This window comes from Bradyrhizobium hereditatis, assembly GCF_020329435.1.
Taxonomy (GTDB): Bacteria; Pseudomonadota; Alphaproteobacteria; order Rhizobiales; family Xanthobacteraceae; genus Bradyrhizobium; species Bradyrhizobium hereditatis.
Genome location: NZ_JAGKJK010000001.1, coordinates 797,249 through 817,669, shown reverse-complemented (window position 1 = coordinate 817,669; position 20,421 = coordinate 797,249). Strand labels below are relative to the sequence as shown.

General features: G+C 64.2%; 18 protein-coding genes. 8 read left to right on the top strand and 10 right to left on the bottom strand.

Features of this window, described 5'->3' with window-relative positions; translation table 11 throughout:
- Positions 1-229: 229 nt before the first annotated feature.
- From J6524_RS04045 to J6524_RS04035, 3 genes are all read right to left on the bottom strand, one after another.
- Positions 230-1,375, bottom strand: a complete 1,146-nt coding sequence (locus J6524_RS04045; protein ID WP_225669056.1) for a fructose-1,6-bisphosphatase — start codon at positions 1,373-1,375, stop codon at positions 230-232.
- Between the two features lie 241 nt (positions 1,376-1,616).
- Entirely contained in the window at positions 1,617-3,047 is a 1,431-nt protein-coding gene (gene glnA, locus J6524_RS04040; RefSeq protein ID WP_225669055.1) for a type I glutamate--ammonia ligase, read from the bottom strand.
- 110 nt (positions 3,048-3,157) lie between these two features.
- Entirely contained in the window at positions 3,158-3,340 is a 183-nt protein-coding gene (locus J6524_RS04035; protein ID WP_225669054.1) for a hypothetical protein, read from the bottom strand.
- A 255-nt stretch (positions 3,341-3,595) separates the two neighbouring features.
- Between J6524_RS04035 and J6524_RS04030 the strand changes: the two genes are divergently transcribed.
- The gene (locus J6524_RS04030; RefSeq protein ID WP_225669325.1) at positions 3,596-3,958 is read left to right on the top strand and encodes an SPW repeat protein; all 363 of its coding nucleotides are present in this window, start codon (positions 3,596-3,598) and stop codon (positions 3,956-3,958) included.
- Between the two features lie 157 nt (positions 3,959-4,115).
- Here J6524_RS04030 and J6524_RS04025 read toward each other — a convergent pair whose 3' ends face one another.
- Positions 4,116-4,373 (bottom strand): hypothetical protein, encoded by a 258-nt coding sequence (locus tag J6524_RS04025; protein WP_225669053.1) that lies wholly within the window; start codon positions 4,371-4,373, stop codon positions 4,116-4,118.
- Between the two features lie 500 nt (positions 4,374-4,873).
- Between J6524_RS04025 and J6524_RS04020 the strand changes: the two genes are divergently transcribed.
- Positions 4,874-7,165, top strand: a complete 2,292-nt coding sequence (locus tag J6524_RS04020) for a ComEC/Rec2 family competence protein (protein WP_225669052.1) — start codon at positions 4,874-4,876, stop codon at positions 7,163-7,165.
- Between the two features lie 7 nt (positions 7,166-7,172).
- On the opposite strand, the gene J6524_RS04015 is transcribed toward J6524_RS04020, so the two are convergent.
- The 5 genes from J6524_RS04015 to J6524_RS03995 all read right to left on the bottom strand — a co-directional run bounded on the left by J6524_RS04015 (position 7,173) and on the right by J6524_RS03995 (position 10,890).
- Positions 7,173-7,400 carry a hypothetical protein gene (locus tag J6524_RS04015; RefSeq protein WP_225669051.1) on the bottom strand — a complete coding sequence of 76 codons (228 nt, stop codon included), beginning with the start codon at positions 7,398-7,400 and terminating at the stop codon, positions 7,173-7,175.
- 83 nt (positions 7,401-7,483) lie between these two features.
- Entirely contained in the window at positions 7,484-7,906 is a 423-nt protein-coding gene (locus J6524_RS04010) for a hypothetical protein (protein WP_225669050.1), read from the bottom strand.
- A 229-nt stretch (positions 7,907-8,135) separates the two neighbouring features.
- On the bottom strand, positions 8,136-8,837 hold the full coding sequence (gene lexA, locus J6524_RS04005; RefSeq protein WP_225669049.1) for a transcriptional repressor LexA: 702 nt from the start codon (positions 8,835-8,837) through the stop codon (positions 8,136-8,138).
- Between the two features lie 201 nt (positions 8,838-9,038).
- The gene (locus J6524_RS04000; RefSeq protein ID WP_225669048.1) at positions 9,039-10,250 is read right to left on the bottom strand and encodes a molybdopterin molybdotransferase MoeA; all 1,212 of its coding nucleotides are present in this window, start codon (positions 10,248-10,250) and stop codon (positions 9,039-9,041) included.
- A gap of 13 nt (positions 10,251-10,263) precedes the next feature.
- Positions 10,264-10,890 carry an HAD-IA family hydrolase gene (locus tag J6524_RS03995; protein WP_225669047.1) on the bottom strand — a complete coding sequence of 209 codons (627 nt, stop codon included), beginning with the start codon at positions 10,888-10,890 and terminating at the stop codon, positions 10,264-10,266.
- A 121-nt stretch (positions 10,891-11,011) separates the two neighbouring features.
- On the opposite strand from J6524_RS03995, the gene J6524_RS03990 reads away from it, so the two are divergent.
- The 5 genes from J6524_RS03990 (at position 11,012) to J6524_RS03970 (ending at position 15,666) form a co-directional block, all read left to right on the top strand.
- Positions 11,012-11,326 (top strand): hypothetical protein, encoded by a 315-nt coding sequence (locus J6524_RS03990; RefSeq protein WP_225669046.1) that lies wholly within the window; start codon positions 11,012-11,014, stop codon positions 11,324-11,326.
- Between the two features lie 70 nt (positions 11,327-11,396).
- Entirely contained in the window at positions 11,397-12,569 is a 1,173-nt protein-coding gene (locus tag J6524_RS03985; protein ID WP_225669045.1) for an NADH:flavin oxidoreductase/NADH oxidase, read from the top strand.
- A gap of 200 nt (positions 12,570-12,769) precedes the next feature.
- Positions 12,770-14,104: a S41 family peptidase gene (locus J6524_RS03980; RefSeq protein WP_225669044.1), complete on the top strand. Its 1,335-nt coding sequence runs from the start codon at positions 12,770-12,772 to the stop codon at positions 14,102-14,104.
- An 87-nt stretch (positions 14,105-14,191) separates the two neighbouring features.
- Positions 14,192-14,431: a PilZ domain-containing protein gene (locus tag J6524_RS03975; protein WP_225669043.1), complete on the top strand. Its 240-nt coding sequence runs from the start codon at positions 14,192-14,194 to the stop codon at positions 14,429-14,431.
- A gap of 125 nt (positions 14,432-14,556) precedes the next feature.
- The gene (locus tag J6524_RS03970; protein ID WP_225669042.1) at positions 14,557-15,666 is read left to right on the top strand and encodes a hypothetical protein; all 1,110 of its coding nucleotides are present in this window, start codon (positions 14,557-14,559) and stop codon (positions 15,664-15,666) included.
- A gap of 109 nt (positions 15,667-15,775) precedes the next feature.
- Here J6524_RS03970 and J6524_RS03965 read toward each other — a convergent pair whose 3' ends face one another.
- Complete coding sequence (locus J6524_RS03965; RefSeq protein ID WP_225669324.1) at positions 15,776-19,891, bottom strand: autotransporter outer membrane beta-barrel domain-containing protein; 4,116 nt, start codon at positions 19,889-19,891, stop codon at positions 15,776-15,778.
- A 157-nt stretch (positions 19,892-20,048) separates the two neighbouring features.
- On the opposite strand from J6524_RS03965, the gene J6524_RS03960 reads away from it, so the two are divergent.
- A complete protein-coding gene (locus tag J6524_RS03960; RefSeq protein WP_225669041.1) occupies positions 20,049-20,393 on the top strand; it encodes a hypothetical protein in 345 nt (114 codons plus the stop codon).
- Positions 20,394-20,421 lie beyond the last annotated feature (28 nt).

Here is a 20,421-nt window from a genome sequence, read left to right as displayed (position 1 = left end):
AGATTGGCATTTCGCATTAGAGCGTGATGACGTTTCTTCGAATCGTCATCACGCTCTAACTCTTTGATTTGAGCATGATCTCCGCGCAAACGCGTTCGCGTTTGTCGCAAGGGAAACCCGGCATCCACTTTTCCGGATCATGCTCTAGCACCCGCGTTGGGTCATGGTTCGTGAATGGCGGTACAGACTGGGGTGACCCGCCTGCAGGCAAATCTATCGTGACGCCGTATTACTCGGCCGCTTCCGGCTTGCGCTCCTCGCGCAAGTGGAAGCGCTTCAACAGCGCGGACACGGTGTCGCGGAAGCCACCATACTCCAACTCGGAATAGGGCAGCATCGCTGCACCAGACCAGCCTTGGCTGCGCATCTCAATAGCTTTGCTCTGGGCGCGCCGACGGACCTCGTCCCACGCCGGGTTGTCGAAGAAATCGGTAAAGGATTCCGAAAAACGGCCGTCCTTGTCGATTGAAAAGCCGGTGCAGGAAACGATCGGCAGGCAGTACATGCCTGTCACCGGCGTGTTAAGCGGCACAGGCATAAGCGGCATCACGTGCGAGCCGCGCGCATCGCCGCCCACGAAGTGTGCCTTGGCAAACGGCGAGATGATCTCTTCGGGCGCCGGGAAAATCCCCTGGTTCCTGACGATCGCGACCGGATCATCCTTGCCGGTGTACTTGCCTGCGATCGCGTGAAGACGCTGCGCCGAAACGGCGACGGCGACCTCGCCATGGGTCCGGGAAATGATGCGATCAATGCCAAAGCGCTCGTTGTCGCGGAGCAGCGCGGCGATGTGATAGCTGTCCGCGGGCGCGTCGAGTTTGATCACGCTGTCGCCGTCCGTGTTATCCATGTCGATGACATGGAAACGGAATCCCTTGATCATCGGGGGCAGCATCAGCCCGGCGCAATACATGGGATCGGCAAAGGCGAGGTAGAGCGGCAGGTTGTAGGCGCCGGGGCCGCATTTGTCGGCGGCGAACACCATGAAAGACTCCGCAGGCCTCGTGCCTGAGAGGCTGTGGTCGAAGCTGAGCTCGGCGACACCCGGGCCGGCGCCGCGGACGTTTCCGGAAGGCGCGTCGACGAGAAGATCCTGGCCAGCGCCATAAAGCCCGGAGGTCTTCGCGACCGAGGTGGCAGCGAGGAACGCCTTCCAGGCAAGTTGATGCACCTCGGGGCTCCCTTCGCCCCGTGTGTGCGTCATGATGATCGCGATGTCGTCGCCGGTGTGGCAGACGAAAGCGTCGATCAAGAGGCCATCGCAGATCGCCTTCGCGACCTCGCCCTCGACAGCCGCCATCATGCGTGTAGACGGCTTTGTGTGGCCGCCGACGGAGCCTATGTCAGCCTTAATGACCGAAAGAGTGAGTCTCATGAGCGTTTCCTCCGACCAGCGCAGCGCCTCGGCCTCGGCGCTCGCTGCGCCGGGGCAACGGCGCTGCTCATTGGCGGAGAGAACGTCTCATGTTGGGATAGGTTCCACCCGAAGTCACGGTGCTCGGCTCTCCGCCGAGCTGAGCGATTAGCGATGGCATGCGCGGCACGAGCCCGCTTTTGGCCCTTTTCCGGACCGCTGAAGCCGAAATCCGGCCCAAGCGTACAGATGAGTTCGCACCCTAGATGTCGTAGTACAAATGGAATTCGTATGGATGTGGCCGCAACCGGATCGGATCGACCTCTTTCTTCCGCTTGTAGTCGAGCCAGGTCTCGATCACGTCGGCGGTGAACACATCGCCGCGGAGCAGGAAGGCGTGATCGCGTTCTAGCGCGTCAAGCGCCTGATCCAGCGATCCCGGTGTCGACCTCACGTCCTTTGCCTCGGCGGGCAGCAGGTCATAGAGGTTCTTGTCGATCGGGCTGCCCGGATCGATCCGGCCGGTGATACCGTCGAGGCCGGCCATCAGCATCGCGGCAAAGGCCAGATAGGGATTGCAGGAGGGATCCGGCGAGCGAAATTCAACCCGCTTTGCCCGCGGGTTCGGCGAATACATCGGAATTCGGCAGCAGGCCGAGCGGTTGCGCTGGGAATAAACCAGATTGATTGGAGCCTCGTAGCCTGGCACCAGACGCCGATAGGAGTTGGTGGTGGGAGCGCAAAGCGCGCACAACGCCCAGGCGTGGGTGAGCAGACCGCCGATATAGTAGCGGCCGAGCTGGCTCAACTCGGCATAATCGCCCTTGTCGTAGAACAGATTGGTCTCGCCCTTCCACAGGGATTGGTGAACGTGCATCCCCGAGGCGTTGTCCTCGAACAGCGGCTTCGGCATGAATGTTGCGGTCATGCCGTGCTCGCGGGCGGTATTCTTCACCACGTATTTGTAGATCATCAGATTGTCAGCCATGCGCGTGAGCGTCGTGAAGCGCATGTCGATCTCGTTCTGGCCGCCGGTCGCGACTTCATGGTGATGGGCTTCGATCTGGATGCCCAGCTGTTCCATCGTCAGCACCATGTCGGTGCGGAGAGCCTGCATGCTGTCGGTCGGGGGAACGGGAAAATATCCCTCCTTCGGGCGCGGCTTGTGGCCCAGATTCGGATCTTCCTCCTTGCCGGTATTCCAACTGCCTTCGCTGGAATCGATTTCGTGGAAGGCGTAATTTATGCCCTGTCCATAGCGCACGTCGTCGAACACGAAGAACTCCGCCTCGGGACCGAAGTAACTCGTATCGGCAAGGCCGGTACCCTTCAGGTTGGTTTCGGCCTTCTGGGCGATGTAACGGGCGTCCCGGCTATAGGGTTGACCGGTCACGGGGTCCCTGATGTTGCAGATCAGGACTAGGGTCGACACAGGGGAATATGGGTCGAGAAAGGCCGTGGTCGGATCCGGCACGACCAGCATGTCGCTTTCCTGGATTTCCTGAAAGCCGCGGATCGATGAGCCGTCAAATCCAATGCCTTCGCTGAGAGCATCGATGCTCGCCGCACTCGGCGGGACGGAAAAGTGCTGCCACACCCCAGGCAGGTCGGTGAAGCGCAGATCGATCATCTGCACCTTTTCGTCTTTGATCGCCTTCACGAGATCTTCGGCTGTCGCACACTTCGGAAACATGGCTTCACTCCCTGTTATGGAGAGCCGCATCTTGGACGTCGCAACGCCATTCAGCCGCGGCGAAGCGGCCCTACAATGGGTCCTGGTTCTACATTGCCGCGCCGGCTGCCTCAGCTTTGGTGAGGCCCGCGCATCATCTTCATCGCGTCTTCGATATGTCGCCAGGTTCTGGCCAGTTCGACCTCGCCCTTTGCCTCGAGTTCGATGGCGTTCTGGGCAGCCTCCGCAATGGCCTTGGGGCCATGTGCTTCCAGCAACTGCCGCGCATAGTCGTGAATCTGGATTTCTCGCATGGCGTCATGCTCCTCTCGTTCTGAACGCAACCGTTGAATTCCAGTCGAGCCGAGAGCCGTAGACATCGACACCTGATCGTGCGTGCACAGTGTGCATCCTGCTGCGGCACACTTGCAAGAGCGCTTTCCGGGCGGCGGCCTGCCGGGATTGGAGTGGCTCCGGGGGGCGGGAGCAGCGGCAACACAACGCAGGCTGGAGGGATATGCTTTGAGCGCCCCACTACCATATCTCATCGGAGAGGGGAGGTGAGCTTCATGCGCATTCAACACTGGCAGGACGTTACCAGTCTGGTGGTGGGTGTGTGGCTGGTCATTTCGCCGTTTGTCCTCGGCATGGCCGGGGCAGCCGTCGGGCTAACCATCGCACTCGGTTTGGGCGTCATCCTGTTTGCCGTCGAGGCATTCATCATTCCTTCCTATTTGGAGGAATGGGGTGAGATGCTTCTGGGACTGGCGCTCGTGGTCGCACCATGGACGGTCGGCTACGAGCCGGGCGCAGCTACGGTGAGCAGCGTGTTCTCGGGCCTGTTGGTGATCCTGTTTGCTGCCTGGGAGCTGATGACGGATCGTGACTTCAGCACCTGGTGGCACGATCGCTGGCATCACGGTGCCGGCTGAGGATTGAGGAGTTAGTCGCCTCGTCGGCCGACCACTATTTGGCTAGCGGTCGGCCGCGAGAGGCGTTGTCTTGGGCGTGAAGGCCTCTCGCACAATGCTGCCACATCGCTCCGCGTCGCTGATCGCGCAGTAGACTGCAACGGGCTCGACTGGCTTGCTAGCAGCCCCGGCAAATACCCCGCATGGCCTTCGCGAGCTGGGCGTCGTCCGCCGCCATGGGTTCATAGGATTTTTGCTGCTCGGCCTGCCGGACCTCGTTCGCCTTTTGCCGGGCGAGCCGCGCCGCCTCCTGGCGCTGATAGCACGCCTCGCGCTCGGCGCGCGCCTCGATGAAGCGGCATTGCTCTGGCGTGGCGGCCTTGGCCGGAGAGGAGGTCAGGACGACCACGGCTAAAATCCAGGCTGCACGCGTCATGTCACTTCGTGTCCTGATGTTCGATTCACAGCGTGCAACCGTAACCCCGGCCGATGCGCGTTTCTTCCGGTTTCCGCATTCGTCCGGCTATCAGGTTCAATATTACCGTCCAATGGCGGGGAATTTTAGCGCGGATCAATCAACACCGGCAGAACGCTCCCGGTGACTTCCGATGTATCACCGGAGAGGCGCCAAGCCGCTACTCCGAAGCATGCCGTAAGCATCAGAGCCGTCACAAGCAGCAGCGTGCAGGAAAACTGGCTCACATCGTACTCCGCAACCAGCCTCTAACCTTCAGGAGAGCACGCTCCGCCGAGTCGGAAAATGCAGTTGGACTGACTTAACGGCAGTTTTCCACGCGGATCATTGATCTTTGGAGCCGCTAGCCACCCGTACCGCCGACGTGCATTTCTTCAGGTTTCTGCATCCGTTCCGCTAGCCGTGACAATACACCGTCCGGTAGTTTTGTGCACTCCACGAGATTGTAAGGTGTAGGCTCGGTGGCGGAGCAGGGCGACACATCGGGCAGGAAGCGCGGATATGCCGGAACCTGGCCGCCGCGCGCTGCGGTGCCTGTCGGCGGCCTTGCGCCATCGCGCCCCGCGTTCTGGCCGCCGCTGATCGAAACCTTGCGCGCGTGGGCGCGCGCCGAAGCCGGCGCCGGCCGTCTGCTGCCATGGGTGCCGGTGGCGTTCGGGACAGGTATTGCGCTCTACTTCGCCGCGGATCACGAGCCGGTGCTATCGGTGGCGGCCGTTGTCGCCATCGTGCTGTGCGCGGTGGCAGTCCTCTTGCGGCGGCAAAAATTCTTTCCCGTTGCGGTCATGATTGCGGCCGTTGCCGCAGGTTTTGCAGTGGCGACATGGAAGACCGCGCGGGTCGCGCATGGCGTGCTGGCGCGGCCGATATTCTCGGTGTCGCTTACCGGCTTTGTCGAGACGCGCGACATCCGCGAGCGTACCGACCGTTTTGTCCTTCGCGTCGTCACCATGGAAAGCGCACGCGGGACGACGAAGCTGGAGCGCGTGCGGCTTTCGGTGAAGAAGGGCACGGCGCCTCCGGTCGGCAGCTTTGTCGAGCTGAAGGCGCGGCTGCTACCGCCGCTCGGGCCGGTCCGGCCCGGCAGCTATGATTTCAGTCGCGACATGTTTTTCGCCGGCATCGGCGCCTCCGGCTTCGTCATGGGCGCGATCAGGATCGCGGAGCCGCCGGAGGGCGGCGGACTGCGCCTGCGCTATTCGGCCTTCATGCAGGGCCTGCGCGACACCATCGACGCGCGGATCAGGACCACGCTGGAGGGCGACAGGCGCGCGATTGCGACCGCTCTCTTGACCGGGCGGCGCGACGCGATCTCGCCGCCGGTGAACGATGCGATGTTCATCTCCGGCCTCGGCCATGTGCTGTCGATCTCCGGCTATCACATGGCCGTCGTGGCCGGCGTGGTGTTTTTCGCGGTGCGGGCGCTGCTGGCGCTGTTTCCGGTGCTGACCGTCGGCTACGCCATCAAGAAATGGGCAGCAGCGGCAGCGCTCGCAGCCGCCGCGTTCTATCTGTTGCTGTCGGGCGCCGAGGTGGCAACGCAGCGGTCGTTCTTCATGACGGCCGTGGTGCTGATCGCCGTCATGGTCGACCGTCGCGCCATCACCTTTCGCACGCTCGCGGTCGCAGCTTTGATCGTGCTGACGGTTGCGCCGGAAGCGCTCGTGCATCCGAGTTTTCAGATGTCGTTTGCCGCAACGCTGGGCCTGGTGGCGCTGGTGCAGGTCGGCATGCCCCGCCTGTTCGCGACAGCCGATCATACCCCGACTGCGCGGGTGGCGCTGTGGGGCGGCCGCGAGTTCACCATGCTGCTGCTGGCCTCCCTGGTGGCTGGGCTTGCGACCATGCCCTACGCAGCCTTTCATTTCCACCGCGTCACGCCCTATGGCGTGCTCGCCAATCTCGCTGCGATGCCGGTGGTCTCAGCGATCGTGATGCCAGCGGGCCTGCTCGGCCTCGTCGCGATGCCGTTTGGTTTTGATCGCCTGTTCTGGGCCATCATGGGCGTCGGCATCGACTGGATGATCGCGGTGACGCAATGGGTCGCGGCACTACCCGGCGCGGTCGGCCGGGTGCCGGCGTTCGGCATCGGCCCGGTTGTCGCGGCGAGCCTTGGCATCATCCTGCTCGGGCTGTTGCGCACGCCGTTGCGTTGGTCGGGCGCGGTGCTGGTGCTGTCAGCGGCGCTGTGGGCGGCGAGGGTGCCGCAGCCGGACATCCTGATTTCTGCGGATGGGCGCAATGTCGGTGTGCGCGGCCAGGACGGCCGCCTGCATCTGATGCACGCGGTCAAGGGTTCGAAGGATGTCTTTCTCCTGAAGGAATGGCTGGCGGCAGATGCGGATGCGCGCACCGCGGCCGATGCCTCGCTCACCTCGGGTGTCTCTTGCGACGATTCCGGCTGCGTGGTGCCATCCGCCAGCGGGGCGCTGGTCGCGCAGGCGTTCAGGCCTGAAGCGCTGTCGGACGATTGCGAGCGCGCCGCGCTGATCGTGACGCTGCGGCAGGCGCCCGCCGCCTGCGGCGCCTCCGTCATCGATGCCGAGCGGCTGCGGCGCCAGGGCGCGATGGCGTTGCGGCGAAGCCGCGAGGGCTTTGTGGTCGAAGCGGTCAAACCGCGCGGCGTCCACCGCCCGTGGTCGCCGGCCGCGGCCGAAGCGGGCGAGGCAGACGCCGCGGTGCTGACGCCGCGCGTGCCGGCGCGCGCTGTCGATGCGACGCCAGCGGAAGCGGACCTGCAGGCGGAGGAGTAGGCGAAGTTCAGTGCTCGTCGCGCGGGCGACTGATCGGTATTTCGAACGCGCCAAGATGAAATTCCTCAGGCGCGTCAGGGTCCGACGGCAAATTGACCAGGGTGAACGATGCGTCGGGGAATTGCTGCCAGATCGCGAGATCTTCCGCAGTAACGGTGAGCCAGCCATAGCGGAACATGTACCGTCCCGGTTCGGTGACGCGTCCAGCTCGTTGCCACGTAATCTTATTGACCACCGACTGCCCCTCGGCGCCGATTTTTAGAGACTATACCACCATGATCCGCCGGTTTGAACCGGCGGATCATGTGCGTGTGGCGTCTAGCCGGTCACGATGGAGGCGGCCGGGGGCGCTTCCGCTGCCTTCGGTGCGCGCTCGCCACCGGTCTGAACCACGGGCAATTGCAGTACGGTCGCCCGCTGGCCTTCGCAGAGTTGCGTCACCAGCACATGGCTTCCATCGGGGAATTCGATCGCGTCATGATGACGGTCGGCGACTTCGGGTTCGATCTGATTGAATTTGCCGACCCGCCAGTCGGTGGTTCGCGTCCAGATCCAGCGGTTGTCGTATCTGACGTCCTCGGCGAACGCCAGTTCGGTGCCGGGAAGCATGCAGACCGCCACTGCAGGCTCGCGCTCTGACGCAAAGCCGCGGGTTGATGTACCGCGGAATGTCGTGGTGATCAGCGTCTCGCCGACCCGGGCAGGGCGCGTCGCCACAGCGTGCAGGCTATAGTCACACATCGGATGGCTCCCTCGTTTGAGATAGCTGACCCGTGTCTGGAATGAGGCACAGGCCTCTATCACAGTGGACATGGCGCAGAGCCTTTTCTTGCTTCTGGGCAATTCTGCGACTGGCGCACTGCGACTAGATCACAAGCGCGCTAACGCAGCTTTGTTCCCAGCACGCAGCAAAAAACCCCGGCCGACGGCCGGGGTTGGCGCGTCGCTATCGCGTATGCAAACCGACAGATCAATATTTCCGGTACAGCCCGATCAGCTTGCCCTGAATCCGGACTCGGTTGGGCGGCAGGATGCGTACTTCGTAGGCGGCGTTGGCGGGCTCGAGCGCAATTGAGGCGCCGCGGCGGCGGAAGCGCTTCAGGGTGGCCTCCTCCTCGTCGATCAGCGCCACCACGATATCGCCGGTGTCGGCGGTCTCGTTGCGCTGGATCAGCGCCACGTCGCCATCGAGAATGCCGGCATCCACCATGGAATCGCCGCGCACTTCGAGCGCGTAGTGCTCGCCGGAGCCGAGCATGTCAGGCGGTACGCTGATGGTGTGACTGCGGGTCTGCAGCGCCTCGATCGGCGTACCGGCGGCGATCCGGCCCATCACGGGCACGGCGACCGGGCGATTGCCGTCGTCCTCGACCACTGGTGGGCTGGAAGCACGCTTGCCGAGCGTGCCTTCGATGACGCTCGGCGTGAAGCCGCGGCGGCTGTTGCCGGCGGCGGCCAGCTCCGGCAGCTTGATGACTTCAATGGCGCGGGCGCGGTTGGGCAGGCGGCGGATGAAGCCGCGCTCCTCCAGCGCCGTAATCAGGCGGTGGATTCCGGATTTCGAGCGCAGGTCGAGCGCATCCTTCATCTCGTCGAAGGAGGGCGGCACACCGGCCTCTTTCAGCCGTTCATTGATGAAACGCAGTAGTTCGTACTGTTTGCGCGTAAGCATCGCGAGCAATCCCCCGGTTTGGCGTCGTCCTTCGGTTTCGAATTTCTGGGGTCCAGATCGCGGGAGTCCCCAAACTCCCGACCACAGACACTAGCAGTCGAAACAAATCATGAACGGACACTATATGTTCGATATGTGTTCTGCAACCACTTAATTTCAAGTGAACGTATTGCGGCCCCGCCCGGAAACCCCGTTCGAACGTCATTCCGGCAGGCGGAGGAACTCGCAACGCGAGCCCTTCACCGCGGCCGGCGCGAACGGCGGACGTATCACAAGTGCCCGTGCCGCAGCGAGATTCCCGAGTAGCGATGAATCCTGATGGTTGACTGGCACGGCGGTGAGCGTGCCGTCTTCGCTCTCTTCGAGGCGGGCGCGCAGATAATCTTCGCGCTGGTCGTTGGCGGCAAGGTCGCGGCCCAGAAGCGCGCTCTCTCTGATGTGATGGATGCGGTCGCAGCCCGATAAAGCGCGAATCAGCGGCACCAGGAACAGGAAGCCGCAGACATAGGAGGACACGGGATTGCCGGGTAGGCCGATCACCCGCATCGCGCCCAGCCTGCCATGCATCATCGGCTTGCCCGGCCGCATCGCGATCCGCCAGAACGCCATTGTAACGCCCTCGACCTCCAGCGACTGCTTGACGAGGTCATGGTCGCCGACCGAGGCTCCGCCCATCGTGATCAGCACATCTGCGTCGGCATCGCGCGCCTGCCGGATGCCTTCGCCGGTGGCGGCGACCGTGTCGGCGGCTAGCCCGAGATCGATCACCTCCGCGCCCTCGGCCTGTGCCAGCGCGCGCAATCCGTAACCGTTGGAATAGACGATCTGGCCCGGCCCGGGTGTTGCGCCGGGCATCACCAATTCGTCGCCCGTTGCGAGCATTGCGACCTTCGGGCGGCGGCGCACCGCAAGCTCCGGATAGTTCATTCCGGCCGCGAGCGACAGGTCGCGGTCGGTGAGGCGCCGCCCGCGCCGCAGCAGCACGTCGCCCTCGCGGAAATCGACGCCGGCGGGACGGATATGCCGCCCCGGGACGGCAGCCTCAGTGATGGTGATATGGTCACCGTCGATCGCAGTGTCTTCCTGGATGATCACGGCGTCGGCGCCGTCAGGGATGACGCCGCCGGTGAAAATCCGCACCGCTTCGCCTTGGCCGACTTTTCGCTCGAACGGACGGCCGGCAGCGACCTCGCCGATGACTTTCAGCCGTGCGGACAGATCGGCGGCGTCCGCAGCACGCACGGCATAGCCGTCCATTGCCGACATCGCCTGCGGCGGCTGTGTCCGCCGCGACGCGAGGTCGCGCGCGAGCACGCGGTGATAGGCGGCATCGAGCGCAACCATTTCCTCAGGGAGGGGATCGGCGCCGCCGAGGATCGCGGACAACGCATCGGCAACCGGCATCAGGGCCACGGGCAGACCTCCCTTAAATTCCAAGTGCGGTCAGTGCCCTTGCCACGTCATCCGTCGATGTCACGTGGATGGCAGAAAGGCCGCGCGCCCGCGCGCCTTCGATGTTGGCGGCTGAATCGTCGAAGAACAGAATCCGCGACGCCGGCACGCCGATCGCTTTTATCACATGATCATAGGCTTCGGCGTCAGGTTTGCGCAAACCGATCGTCGAGGACAGGAATATCTCGCGGAAATGCGCGAGCACGTCGGCATAGGCTTGCGAGAAATGCGCGACATGGGCCGGGTTGGTGTTGGAAAAGGCATAGAGCGGCATGCGCTTGGCTGCGCTTGACAATAGCGGCGCAATGCCGGGCATCTCGCCGGTAAAGATCGCGTTCCAGCCTTCCAGGAACTGGGCATCCGTAATCGCGATGCCGAGAGACTGACGCAGGCTTGCAAAGAACGCGGCATCATCGATCCGGCCGATCTCGTGATGCTTGAAACTGTCGTCAACGACAAAACGAGTGGCGAGGTCGGCAGGCAGGCACCCCGCATGCCCTGCCCAGCACGCCATCACGCGATCGAAGCTGATGTCGAGCACGACGCGGCCTAGGTCGAACAGCAAGACGTCGGCGGAGTGGGGCGCTGGCGGCGAATTCATGGCAGTCGTTTACAAAACTGGTCGGGCATGGGCAACGGTTAGGGCTGATTTCCGCTCGATCCGGCATTTAAGCCGGTGCGCGAGCTGTGCTAAGCGTTGGGTCAAAATAGGGAGTGGTGGCATGAAAATCCCAGGCAGAATGTTGGGCGCTGTGGCTGGAATAGCGTTGCTGGCCGGACCGGCTTTGGCCCAGCAAAAAGGCCCCGCAAGATACGGCGAGGAGGACAAACCCAAGACGCCAGCCGAAATCGCGGCCGAGAGGGACGCCGAGCGGGCCTACCGGAGATCGCTCGGCAACATCCCCGAGCAGCAGAAGAGTTCCGATCCTTGGGGCACGATGCGCGGCGACAGCACAGCGCCGAAAGCCGCGGCCAAGACCACGGCGACGCCGGCCAAGCCAAAGGCCAAATCCGCCGAAGGCGCTGCAAAGCAATAAAAGCGATAAGCAAGGAGACACTTCCCGGCGACCTGCCAGCGCAATGATGTCCGATGCAGGGATGGCACAGATGACGGAAACGCTGCTGTTTTCTCCGGTGACGATCCGCGGCGTGACGCTGAAGAACCGCATCGTGGTGCCGCCGATGCATCAATATTCGGCGGTGAAGGGCTTTCCGACTGACTGGCATCTGATGAACGCCGGCAAGTTCGCCGCCGGCGGCGCCGGACTTGTGGTGGTGGAATCGACCAAGGTCGAGCGGCGCGGCTGCGGCACGGTCGGCGATCTCGGCATCTGGGACGACCAGTTCATCGAGCCGCTCGGCCGTCTCGTCAAATTCATCAAGCAGCAGAATGCGGTCGCCGGCATCCAGCTCGGCCATTCCGGCCGCAAGGCGCGCGCAACCCGGCCGTGGGAGGGCGATCGTCCGCTCGAGCGGACGCCGGAGATCGAGGATTGGGACGCGTGGCAGCCGGTGGCGCCGAGCGCGATTGCCCATAGCGAGCGCTGGCCCGTGCCGCGCGCGCTTGAAACAGGCGAAGTAAAGGATCTGGTGGAGGCTTGGGGGCAGGCGGCGCGCCGTGCGCATGAGGCCGGGTTCGACGTGCTGGAACTGCACTGCGCCCATGGCTACCTCGTGCACGAGTTCCTGTCCGAGCGGTCCAACCAGCGCAGCGACGAATATGGCGGCTCCGAAGCCAATCGCATGCGCTTTCTGATCGAGGTGACCGAGGCGGTGCGCGCGCACTGGCCCGACCACAAGCCGCTGTTCGTTCGCCTTTCGGTGGAAGACAACGCGGGCTGGGGTCCGGAGGAGAGCGTGCGGCTCGCCAAAATTCTCAAGACCAAGGGCGTCGACGTCATCGACTGCTCATCCGGTGGCATCACCGAGACGGCGCCGATCCTGGGCAAGGAAATCAAATACAGCTACCAGGTGCCGCTGTCGGACCATGTTCGGCGCCATGCCGCGATCATGACCATGGCGGTCGGCTTGATCATTCATGGCGATCAGGCCGAGCAGATCCTGCGGGACGGGCAGGCCGATCTGATCGCGGTAGGGCGGGAAATCCTCAACAATCCCAATTGGCCGATGGATGCGGCGCTCAAACTCGGCGTGGATGGTCCGTTCCGCAACGTTCCCCCGCAATTCGGCTATTGGCTGGGCACCCGCGCCAAGCGCGGCTTCGGAACCCGGCCCTCGACCTGGCAAAACGGGCTACAGGAGGCTGCCAAGGTCTCCTGAAGCATGATCTCGAAAAGTGGAGGTTTTCCCTCAGGATAACCTGAAGCGTTGCCCGGAGATCATACTCAGAAGCGACCGTCATGGTCCGGACCGGCGTGCCATGATCCGACCAAAAAGCCATTGTGAGTTGGCGGTGCCGGGACAGGGGCGCCGATTCACCGGAATCACGGGCGTCCGCTAGGGAAAAGGGACGCCCCACCATGCGCAGGAATTTTGCCTTTCTTCTCGGCACGGTGACGGGTGCCTGTCTGACCCTTCTCGTGGCGGGACCGCAGGGCGCGCATCTGGTGGCGGCAGCAAAGGCCGCGGCCCGTTCCGACGCCTACAACCAGCTCAACCTGTTCGGCAGCGTTTTCGAGCGAATCAAGACCAGCTACGTCGAAAAGCCCGACGATACCAAGCTGATGGAAGGTGCCATTAACGGCATGATCTCGGCGCTCGATCCTCATTCGCGCTACATGAACGAGAAGGGCTGGAACGACATGCAGGAGACCACGCATGGCGAGTTCGGCGGGCTCGGCATCGAGGTCACGATGGAAGACGGCCTCGTCAAGGTAGTCACTCCGATCGACGATACGCCGGCGGCCAAGGCCGGCATGCTGTCGGGCGACGTGATCACGCAGATCGACGACGAGGCGATCCAGGGCATGACCCTCGAACAGGCGGTGAGCCGCATGAAGGGCCCCGCCAACAGCAAGATCCGGCTCAAGGTCGTGCGCAAGGGCGCCGCCGCGCCGATCGACGTTGCCATCGTGCGCGAGATCATCCGGGTGCGGCCGGTCCGCTTCCGCACCGATGGCGGCGATATCGGCTACATCAGGATCACCCGTTTCAACGAGCAGACCACCGACGGCCTGAAGAAGGCGCTCGCCAACATTGGTAAGGAAATTCCGGCGGACAAGCTCGCGGGCTATGTCATCGATCTCCGCAACAATCCCGGCGGATTGCTCGACCAGGCGGTGTCGGTGTCGAGCGCCTTCATGAACCGCGGCGAGGTGGTCTCGACGCGCGGTCGCACCGCGGAGGAAACCCAGCGCTTCACCGCGCGCGGCGGCGACCTCACCAAGGGCAAGCCGCTCGTCGTGCTGATCAACGGCGGCTCAGCCTCCGCCTCCGAGATCGTGGCCGGCGCGCTGCGCGATCACAAGCGCGCTACGCTGATCGGCACCCGCACTTTCGGCAAGGGCTCGGTGCAAACCATCATTCCGCTCGGCCAAGGCAACGGCGCGCTGGCGCTGACCACCGCGCGCTATTTCACGCCGTCGGGCCGTTCGATCCAGGCCCAGGGCATCGCACCTGATGTCGAGGTGCTGCAGGACGTTCCGGATGAACTCAAGGGCCGCGCCGATCTGAAGGGTGAAGCCTCGATGCGCGGCCATCTCGCCGCCGAGGGCGCCGAGCAGACCGGCTCGCAAGCCTACGTTCCGCCGAACGAGAAGGACGACAAGGCGCTGATCGCGGCGTTCAACCTGCTGCGCGGCGTCACCGTGAACGCGAACGGCCCCGCAATGGCCAAGCGCGCGGTACCGAACTGAGTTCGTAGTCCGTAGGGCGAACATTTAACTTTTGATTGCGATACTGGCTCAAGGAGAAGCCCTCAATGGCTGTGCGGAGCATTGGCCATGGTCGAAACTCGTATCGCGCCGCGCGTCCGCGTTATGAAGGCCGCCAAAATCGAATATGGCGGCGATAAGTATGCTTGCACGGTTCGCGACATTTCGACCACCGGAGCCGCACTGGACTTTGCTGACCTGATCCGTATCCCCGATGCCTTCACATTGGTGCTGCCCGAGGATGGTTTGAAGCTGCCCTGCCACGTCGTCTGGCGCAGGGCGTACCGGGTGGGTGTAGCGTTCGATTGAGAGCGCCATCACGGTACTCTCGCCGAGCCGCGTTTGCGAGCCGGCAACAAAACCAATCTTTGAAACCGTATCTCCGTCCGATCGTAGCTCGGGCCGCATACCCAGCGCGTTCCAACGGAGTAGCCATGTCGAAGAAATGGACCTTGCTCACCCTGATCCTGTCGCTCGGTTCGACTGGAGCCTTGCAGGCCGATCCGCTGGATTCATCCGGCACTGCTTATATCGATGGGCTGCCGTGCAACAGCGCGTGCCAGTCCTACATGGCCTGGTCTGCCAAGGCCTTGGCTGGGCGATACCGCGAGCAACGCGAGACGAATGTCGCGGTCCCCACTGAATCGGAAATAGAAAGACCGGAACACGCTAGTCCCGCACGCGTGACAAGACAGCCTGCGCCCATCTCTCGCCCCGCACCGCGCACGGCCATCGCCGCGTCGAAAACCAAGACGTCGAGCACTAAGAAGGCTGCCGTTCCCACTCCGGCGGTAAGCCGGAAGAATCCAGCGGCGGCCACGGCGACCGCTACCGAAGCAAAGCCGATAGCTGGAGATCAGCTGCCCGAGCGCAAACAGGAGAGCGCCAGCAGGCCGGAGCCAACCCAGGCAGCGTCCACCGTTTTGCCGCAGTCCGTGGAGGCTCCGAAAGAGGCCGCCCAAGAGACCGCGAAATCGACGGTCGTCATTCCGCCGCCCGCCACGCTTGAGATCGCCGCGCCGTCAGCTACGCCTGCGATTACCGCTGCAACGGCCGGCGATGCTCCCGCTCCGGCGTCCCGGACCATCCAGCAGCAGGTCGTCGAAGCGACGGGATTCGCCGATCTCGTCACGGCGATCGGGAGGGGGCGGGCGCCCGCTGACAAATCGGACAATCCGGAAACGGCCTCCGACAAATCCAACGATACTGGCAAGGCAGCATCCGCATCGTCAGATGATGCGGACAATCTGGTGGTGCTCGTGCTGGCGCGCCCCGAAATCAATTCGTTGTCCGACCTGAACAACCGCAACATTGCGATCGAGGAGAGACAGTCCGCGTCAAGCGGGCGCGTTAGCGCCGCCTTCATGGCGGCAGGAGCCGCCGAGGTACAGTTCAGCGAAGGGCAGCAAGGCGCCATCGACCGGTTGATCCGCGGCGAGGTCCCGGCCGCGGTTCTGACCTTGGCATCGCCGCAGGCGGCCGAGTGGTTTCCCGACATCGCCGGCTTCCGGACTTTCCGAGTGCCGCTGAAGGCGCGGCTTTAGCGACGGAGCAAGCGTAGCACGAATAAGCGAGCGACATCCGGGTTTTGCTCTATCCCCGCATATCGCTGGCGCAGGAATCCGCTGCACTGCGCTGGACTGACTGAACGCGTCAAAATCTCACGGCGAGGCGGCCTCGGACGGCGTGGTCTTCGGCGTTGCGTGCGATCTGGCCCTGGTAGAGAATGCCGAGCGTGGTTTGTGCATTGAGATACAGGTCAGCGCCGGCTTCGAGGAGCGCGCTGTCGCGCGCGAGCGGCGCGCCCGCGATCTCGAAGGCAGTGCCTCCGCTCGCGAAGGAGAGGGTGGTGACCGGCGTCACGTCGCCGAGCGCGTGCTGCCAGGCGGCGGAGAGGCGAGGTACCAGCGTCATTCCCCCAATCGCGACGCTGGTGGCGAGCCGCGCGCCAAGTGTCGCGAAGCCCGCCTCTTCGCGGTCGCGCGCACCCGTGAGCGCCGCGACGCCGCCCTTCTCCGTGAAACCGCTTGTTCTCGCCTGCACCCAGGCAGCCCCTGCGAACGGCTCGAGCGCGACCGGGCCGAGCCCGAAACCGTAGCCGATCTCGCCGAACACCTGGGCGGTGCCGCCATGATAGGCGGCCGACGCGCGATCGACAAAGCCCGGAAACGCGATGGTGCGGGTGGTGTCGATCTGGTGGTACGAATAGGCCGTGCCGGCGCGCACGCTCCAGGCGCCGGCAGTGCCCGCGCCGTAGAACGCCGCGTGCCCGCTCTCGACCGAGGCCGAGCTCGCGCGTGCGTCCGCGCCGACCGCGGAGTCCGAATAACCCGCCGCGAAGCCGAGGCGCCAGTCATCAACAGCGCCGTCGAGCCCCGCGACGGCGCCAGCGTGGCGGCGACCGACCGTTGCCGCATTGCCGTCGCTGTCGATGCGACCGCGCGCGCCGAGTCCCTGCGCCCAGAAGGTCAGGCGGGACGAGTGCGTCCCCGTCTTCGGCACGGTCCCCGCAAGGGCCGCCGGGCGGGCGGCACGCGACGCCGTCCCGCCTGCCGCGTTGTCGAAGGACGCCTGGCGGAGACGACCGAGCACCGCATCGCGTAGATCGCGCGATTCGTCGACGAGCACGCCCGCCGTACTCGCATGCAACTCGCCCGAGAGCGCATCGAACGCTTGCCGCGCCTGCGCGGCCGTGCCGTAGAGCACCGTATTGAAGATGGGATTGCCGAAGCCGAGCGAATCGACGCCGGTGCCGGTGGCAATCTGGTTGCGCGTCCAACCGACGCTCGCGAAGCTTGCCGTGCGTGCGAGGCTGAAAAACACGTGGTCGGCATTATAGGACACAGTCGGCGCCACGAAGGCGGACGACGTGAGATTGGAAGTCACGCTGTCGAACGTGCCGGCGATGCCGCCCGTCGCCGTGAGAATCGTGTAGGTGGTACCCGGTGCGTAGGTCCCGGGCGCTGCGACCACACGCAAGGCACCGGCGAGCTGCGCCGCGCCCGTGACATCGATGCGATCGGCACTCGTCGGCGCAATCTCGACCAGGTAGGTCGAGGCCGCCGATAGTACGAGATTGCCCTGCACCGTGATGGTGCCGATCGAGTTGCCGGGCGACAGCGTGCCGGCACTGATGGCCGTTGCGCCAAGAACACCGGTGCCCCCGACAAGACCGCCGCCATCCACCGTCAGCGGTGACGTGGCGATCGAGCCGTTCACGATGAGCGTGGCGCCGTTGACGGCCGTGGGACCGGTGTAGCTGTTGGCAGCCGTCAGGATGGTGGTGCCGGACAGCACATTGACGCTGCCGTTGCCGGTCATCGTCGACCCGACCACGTAGTTTGCGGACGTATGATTGAAGTTGATCGTGCCAATGCCGGCGCCGAACGCGATGCTTGCCGCGTCGAGCGTGCCGGCGGTCGCCGCCGGACTGCCTGCCGCCGCGCCGATGTTCAGCGTGCCACGCGAGCCAGCCTGGCTCGCCACATGCACGGTGCCGGCGTGCACCATCGCACCCTCCGTCACGGTGAGCGTTCCGGTGCCGTAGACCCCGAGATAAAGGTCTCCGGAATTGGTCCATGTCGAGCCGGCGCCCGTCACCGCCACGGTTCCTTGCGAGCCAATGGCCGACCCGATGATGGCCGACGCGCTACTCACGGATCCACCATTGTCGATGGCGAGCACGCCAGTGCCGCTGACGCCGATTGTGAAGGAGGCACTGGTGTTCCAGGCCGAGCCCGGACCGGTCACCGCCACTGTTCCTTGCGAGCCGATGGCCGACCCGATGATGGCGGACGCGCTGCTCACGGCTCCGCCATTCTCGACGGCGAGCACGCCAGTGCCGCTGACGCCGATTGTGAGGGAGGCATTGGTGTTCCAGGTCGAGCCCGGACCCGTCACTGTCACCGTGCCTTGCGAGCCGATGTCGTAACCGACATGGCCGTTCGTATTGCTTACCGTGCCGCCATTCGAGACCGCGAGCGAACCGGTACCGGTGTTACCGACGTAAAGGTCCAGGGAATTGGCCCAGGCAGAGCCGGCGCCCGCGACCGTGGCCGTGCCCTGCGCGCCGCCAAACTCGCCGAGGATCCCATATGTGCTGCTGACCATCCCCCCGTTTGCGACCGCGAGCGATCCGACGCCGAAATAGCCGATCGAGAGCTGTGAGGAATTGGTCCAGGTAGAGCCAGCGCCCGTCACCGTCACGCTCCCTTGCGAGCCGTTGGCCGACCCGACAATTGCGGAGGTGTTGCTCACGGCTGCGCCATTCTCGATCGCGAGTACGCCCGTGCCGCTGCCGCCGATTGTGAGGGAGGAGCTGTTGCTCCACGTCGAGCCGGTGCCTGTCACCGTCATGGACCCCTGCGAACCGACGCCGAAACCGACGAAACCGATCGCGTTGCTCACCCGGCCGCCGTCCGCGATAGTGAGCGCGCCCGTGCCGGCGTTGCCGACGAAGAGGTTTCCGCTGTTGGTCAAGGCAGAGCCTGTGCCGGTCACCGTCACGGTGCCGTGGGAGCCGGTGTCGTTGCCGACGATGCCGATTGCGCCGCTCACCCGGCCGCCGGCCGCGACGGTCAGCATGCCTGTGCCGGCATCGCCGATGACGAGATTTCCGCTGTTGGTCCAGGCGGAGCCGGCGCCGGTCACCGTCGCCGTGCCAAGAGACGCAGCGCTGCGGCCGAGATAGCCGTCCGTATTGCTCACCGTTGCGCCATTCGCGATGGCAAGCGTGCCTGTGCCGGCATCGCCGACGAAGAGATTTCCGGAATTGGTCCAGGTGGATCCCGCGCCGGTCACCGTTATCGTTCCGAGGGCGCTACCGAGGGCGCCGACATAGCTGTTCACGCTGCTCACCGTTGCGCCGTCCGCGATGGTGAGCGTGCCCGTGCCGCCGTTGCCGACGAAGAGATTTCCGGAATTGATCCAGGTGGATCCGTTGCCGGTCACCGTCGCCGTGGCAGAAGAGAAACCGATGCGGCCGAGATACCCGTCCGTATTGCTCACCGTTCCGCCATTCGCGATGGTGAGCGTGCCTGTGCCGGCATCCCCGACGAAGAGATTTCCGGAATTGGTCCAGGTGGATCCCGCGCCGGTCACCGTCATGGTTCCGTGGGCGGTATCGAGGTCGCCGACATAGCCGTTCACGCTGCTCACCGTAGCGCCGTCCGCGATGGTGAGTGTGCCCCTGCCGCCCCTGCCGGCGACGAGATTTCCACTGTTGGTCCAGGTGGAGCCGGCGCCGGTCACCGTCACCGTGCCCTCGGCGCCGGCAACCGTGCCGAGATAGCCGTTCATGCTGCTCACCGTCCCACCGCTCTCGATGGTGAGCGTCCCTATGCCGAAGAAGCCGACGTCAAGTGTATGGGAATTGCTCCAATTGGATCCGGGACCGGTCACCGTCACCGTGCCATGAGAGAAGGGGTAGCCGATATGGCCCTCCACACTGCTCAGCGTACCGCCTCCCGTAATGGTGAGCGCGCCCACCGCGTTGATGCCGACCGCAATGACTTCCGCAGCAGCACCGGGCGCATTCACCACTGGAGCATTGGGTGTAGTCGTGTCGACCCTTGCCGTTCCCCCGCCAGCGACCGGAACGCCGTTCGTCCAGTTGCTTGCGTCGAACCAATTGCTGGATGCGGCACCGGTCCAGGTGGATTGCGCCGCGGCCGGCAACGACGTCGCCGCTGGCACGAGACAGACGCCGCCAAGGATGGCCGATGAACACAACCATGAGTAGCGCAACCAGGAGTTCGGGTATGGCTGCACCGACAACTGACCCGCCTCCCTCTCACGCTCGCCGCTCGATCCATGTCGCGAGCCGCGTCGCATGGCTCCGAATGCACTCCGTACTTACCTCCAAAACAGCGCGGCATGTCAATCGAGGCAGGTGCCACGCATCATTCAGAGGTGCTAATTCCTCCGCATGTTGCGCCGCAATCACACGCATCCTGAAATTGAATCGTTATCCGATCTGAATAACAAGAATATCGCGATCGAAGAGAAGCAATCCGCATCAAGCGGACGCGTCAACGCCGCCTTCATGGCGGCAGGAGCCGCCGAAGTGCAGTTCAGCGAAGGGCAGGCCGGAGCCATTGACCGTCTGATCCACGGCGAAGTCCCGGCCGCGGTTCTGACGTTGGCATCGCCTCAGGCGACAGAGTGGTCATTGCGAGCGCAGCGAAGCAATCCATCTGTCCCCGAGTCGAGACTTGGATTGCTTCGCTGCGCTCGCAATGACGGGAAAAGTCGTTGGCTGTTTGAAAACTGAATCAAAACGCTTGTCCGGCGCACACCGC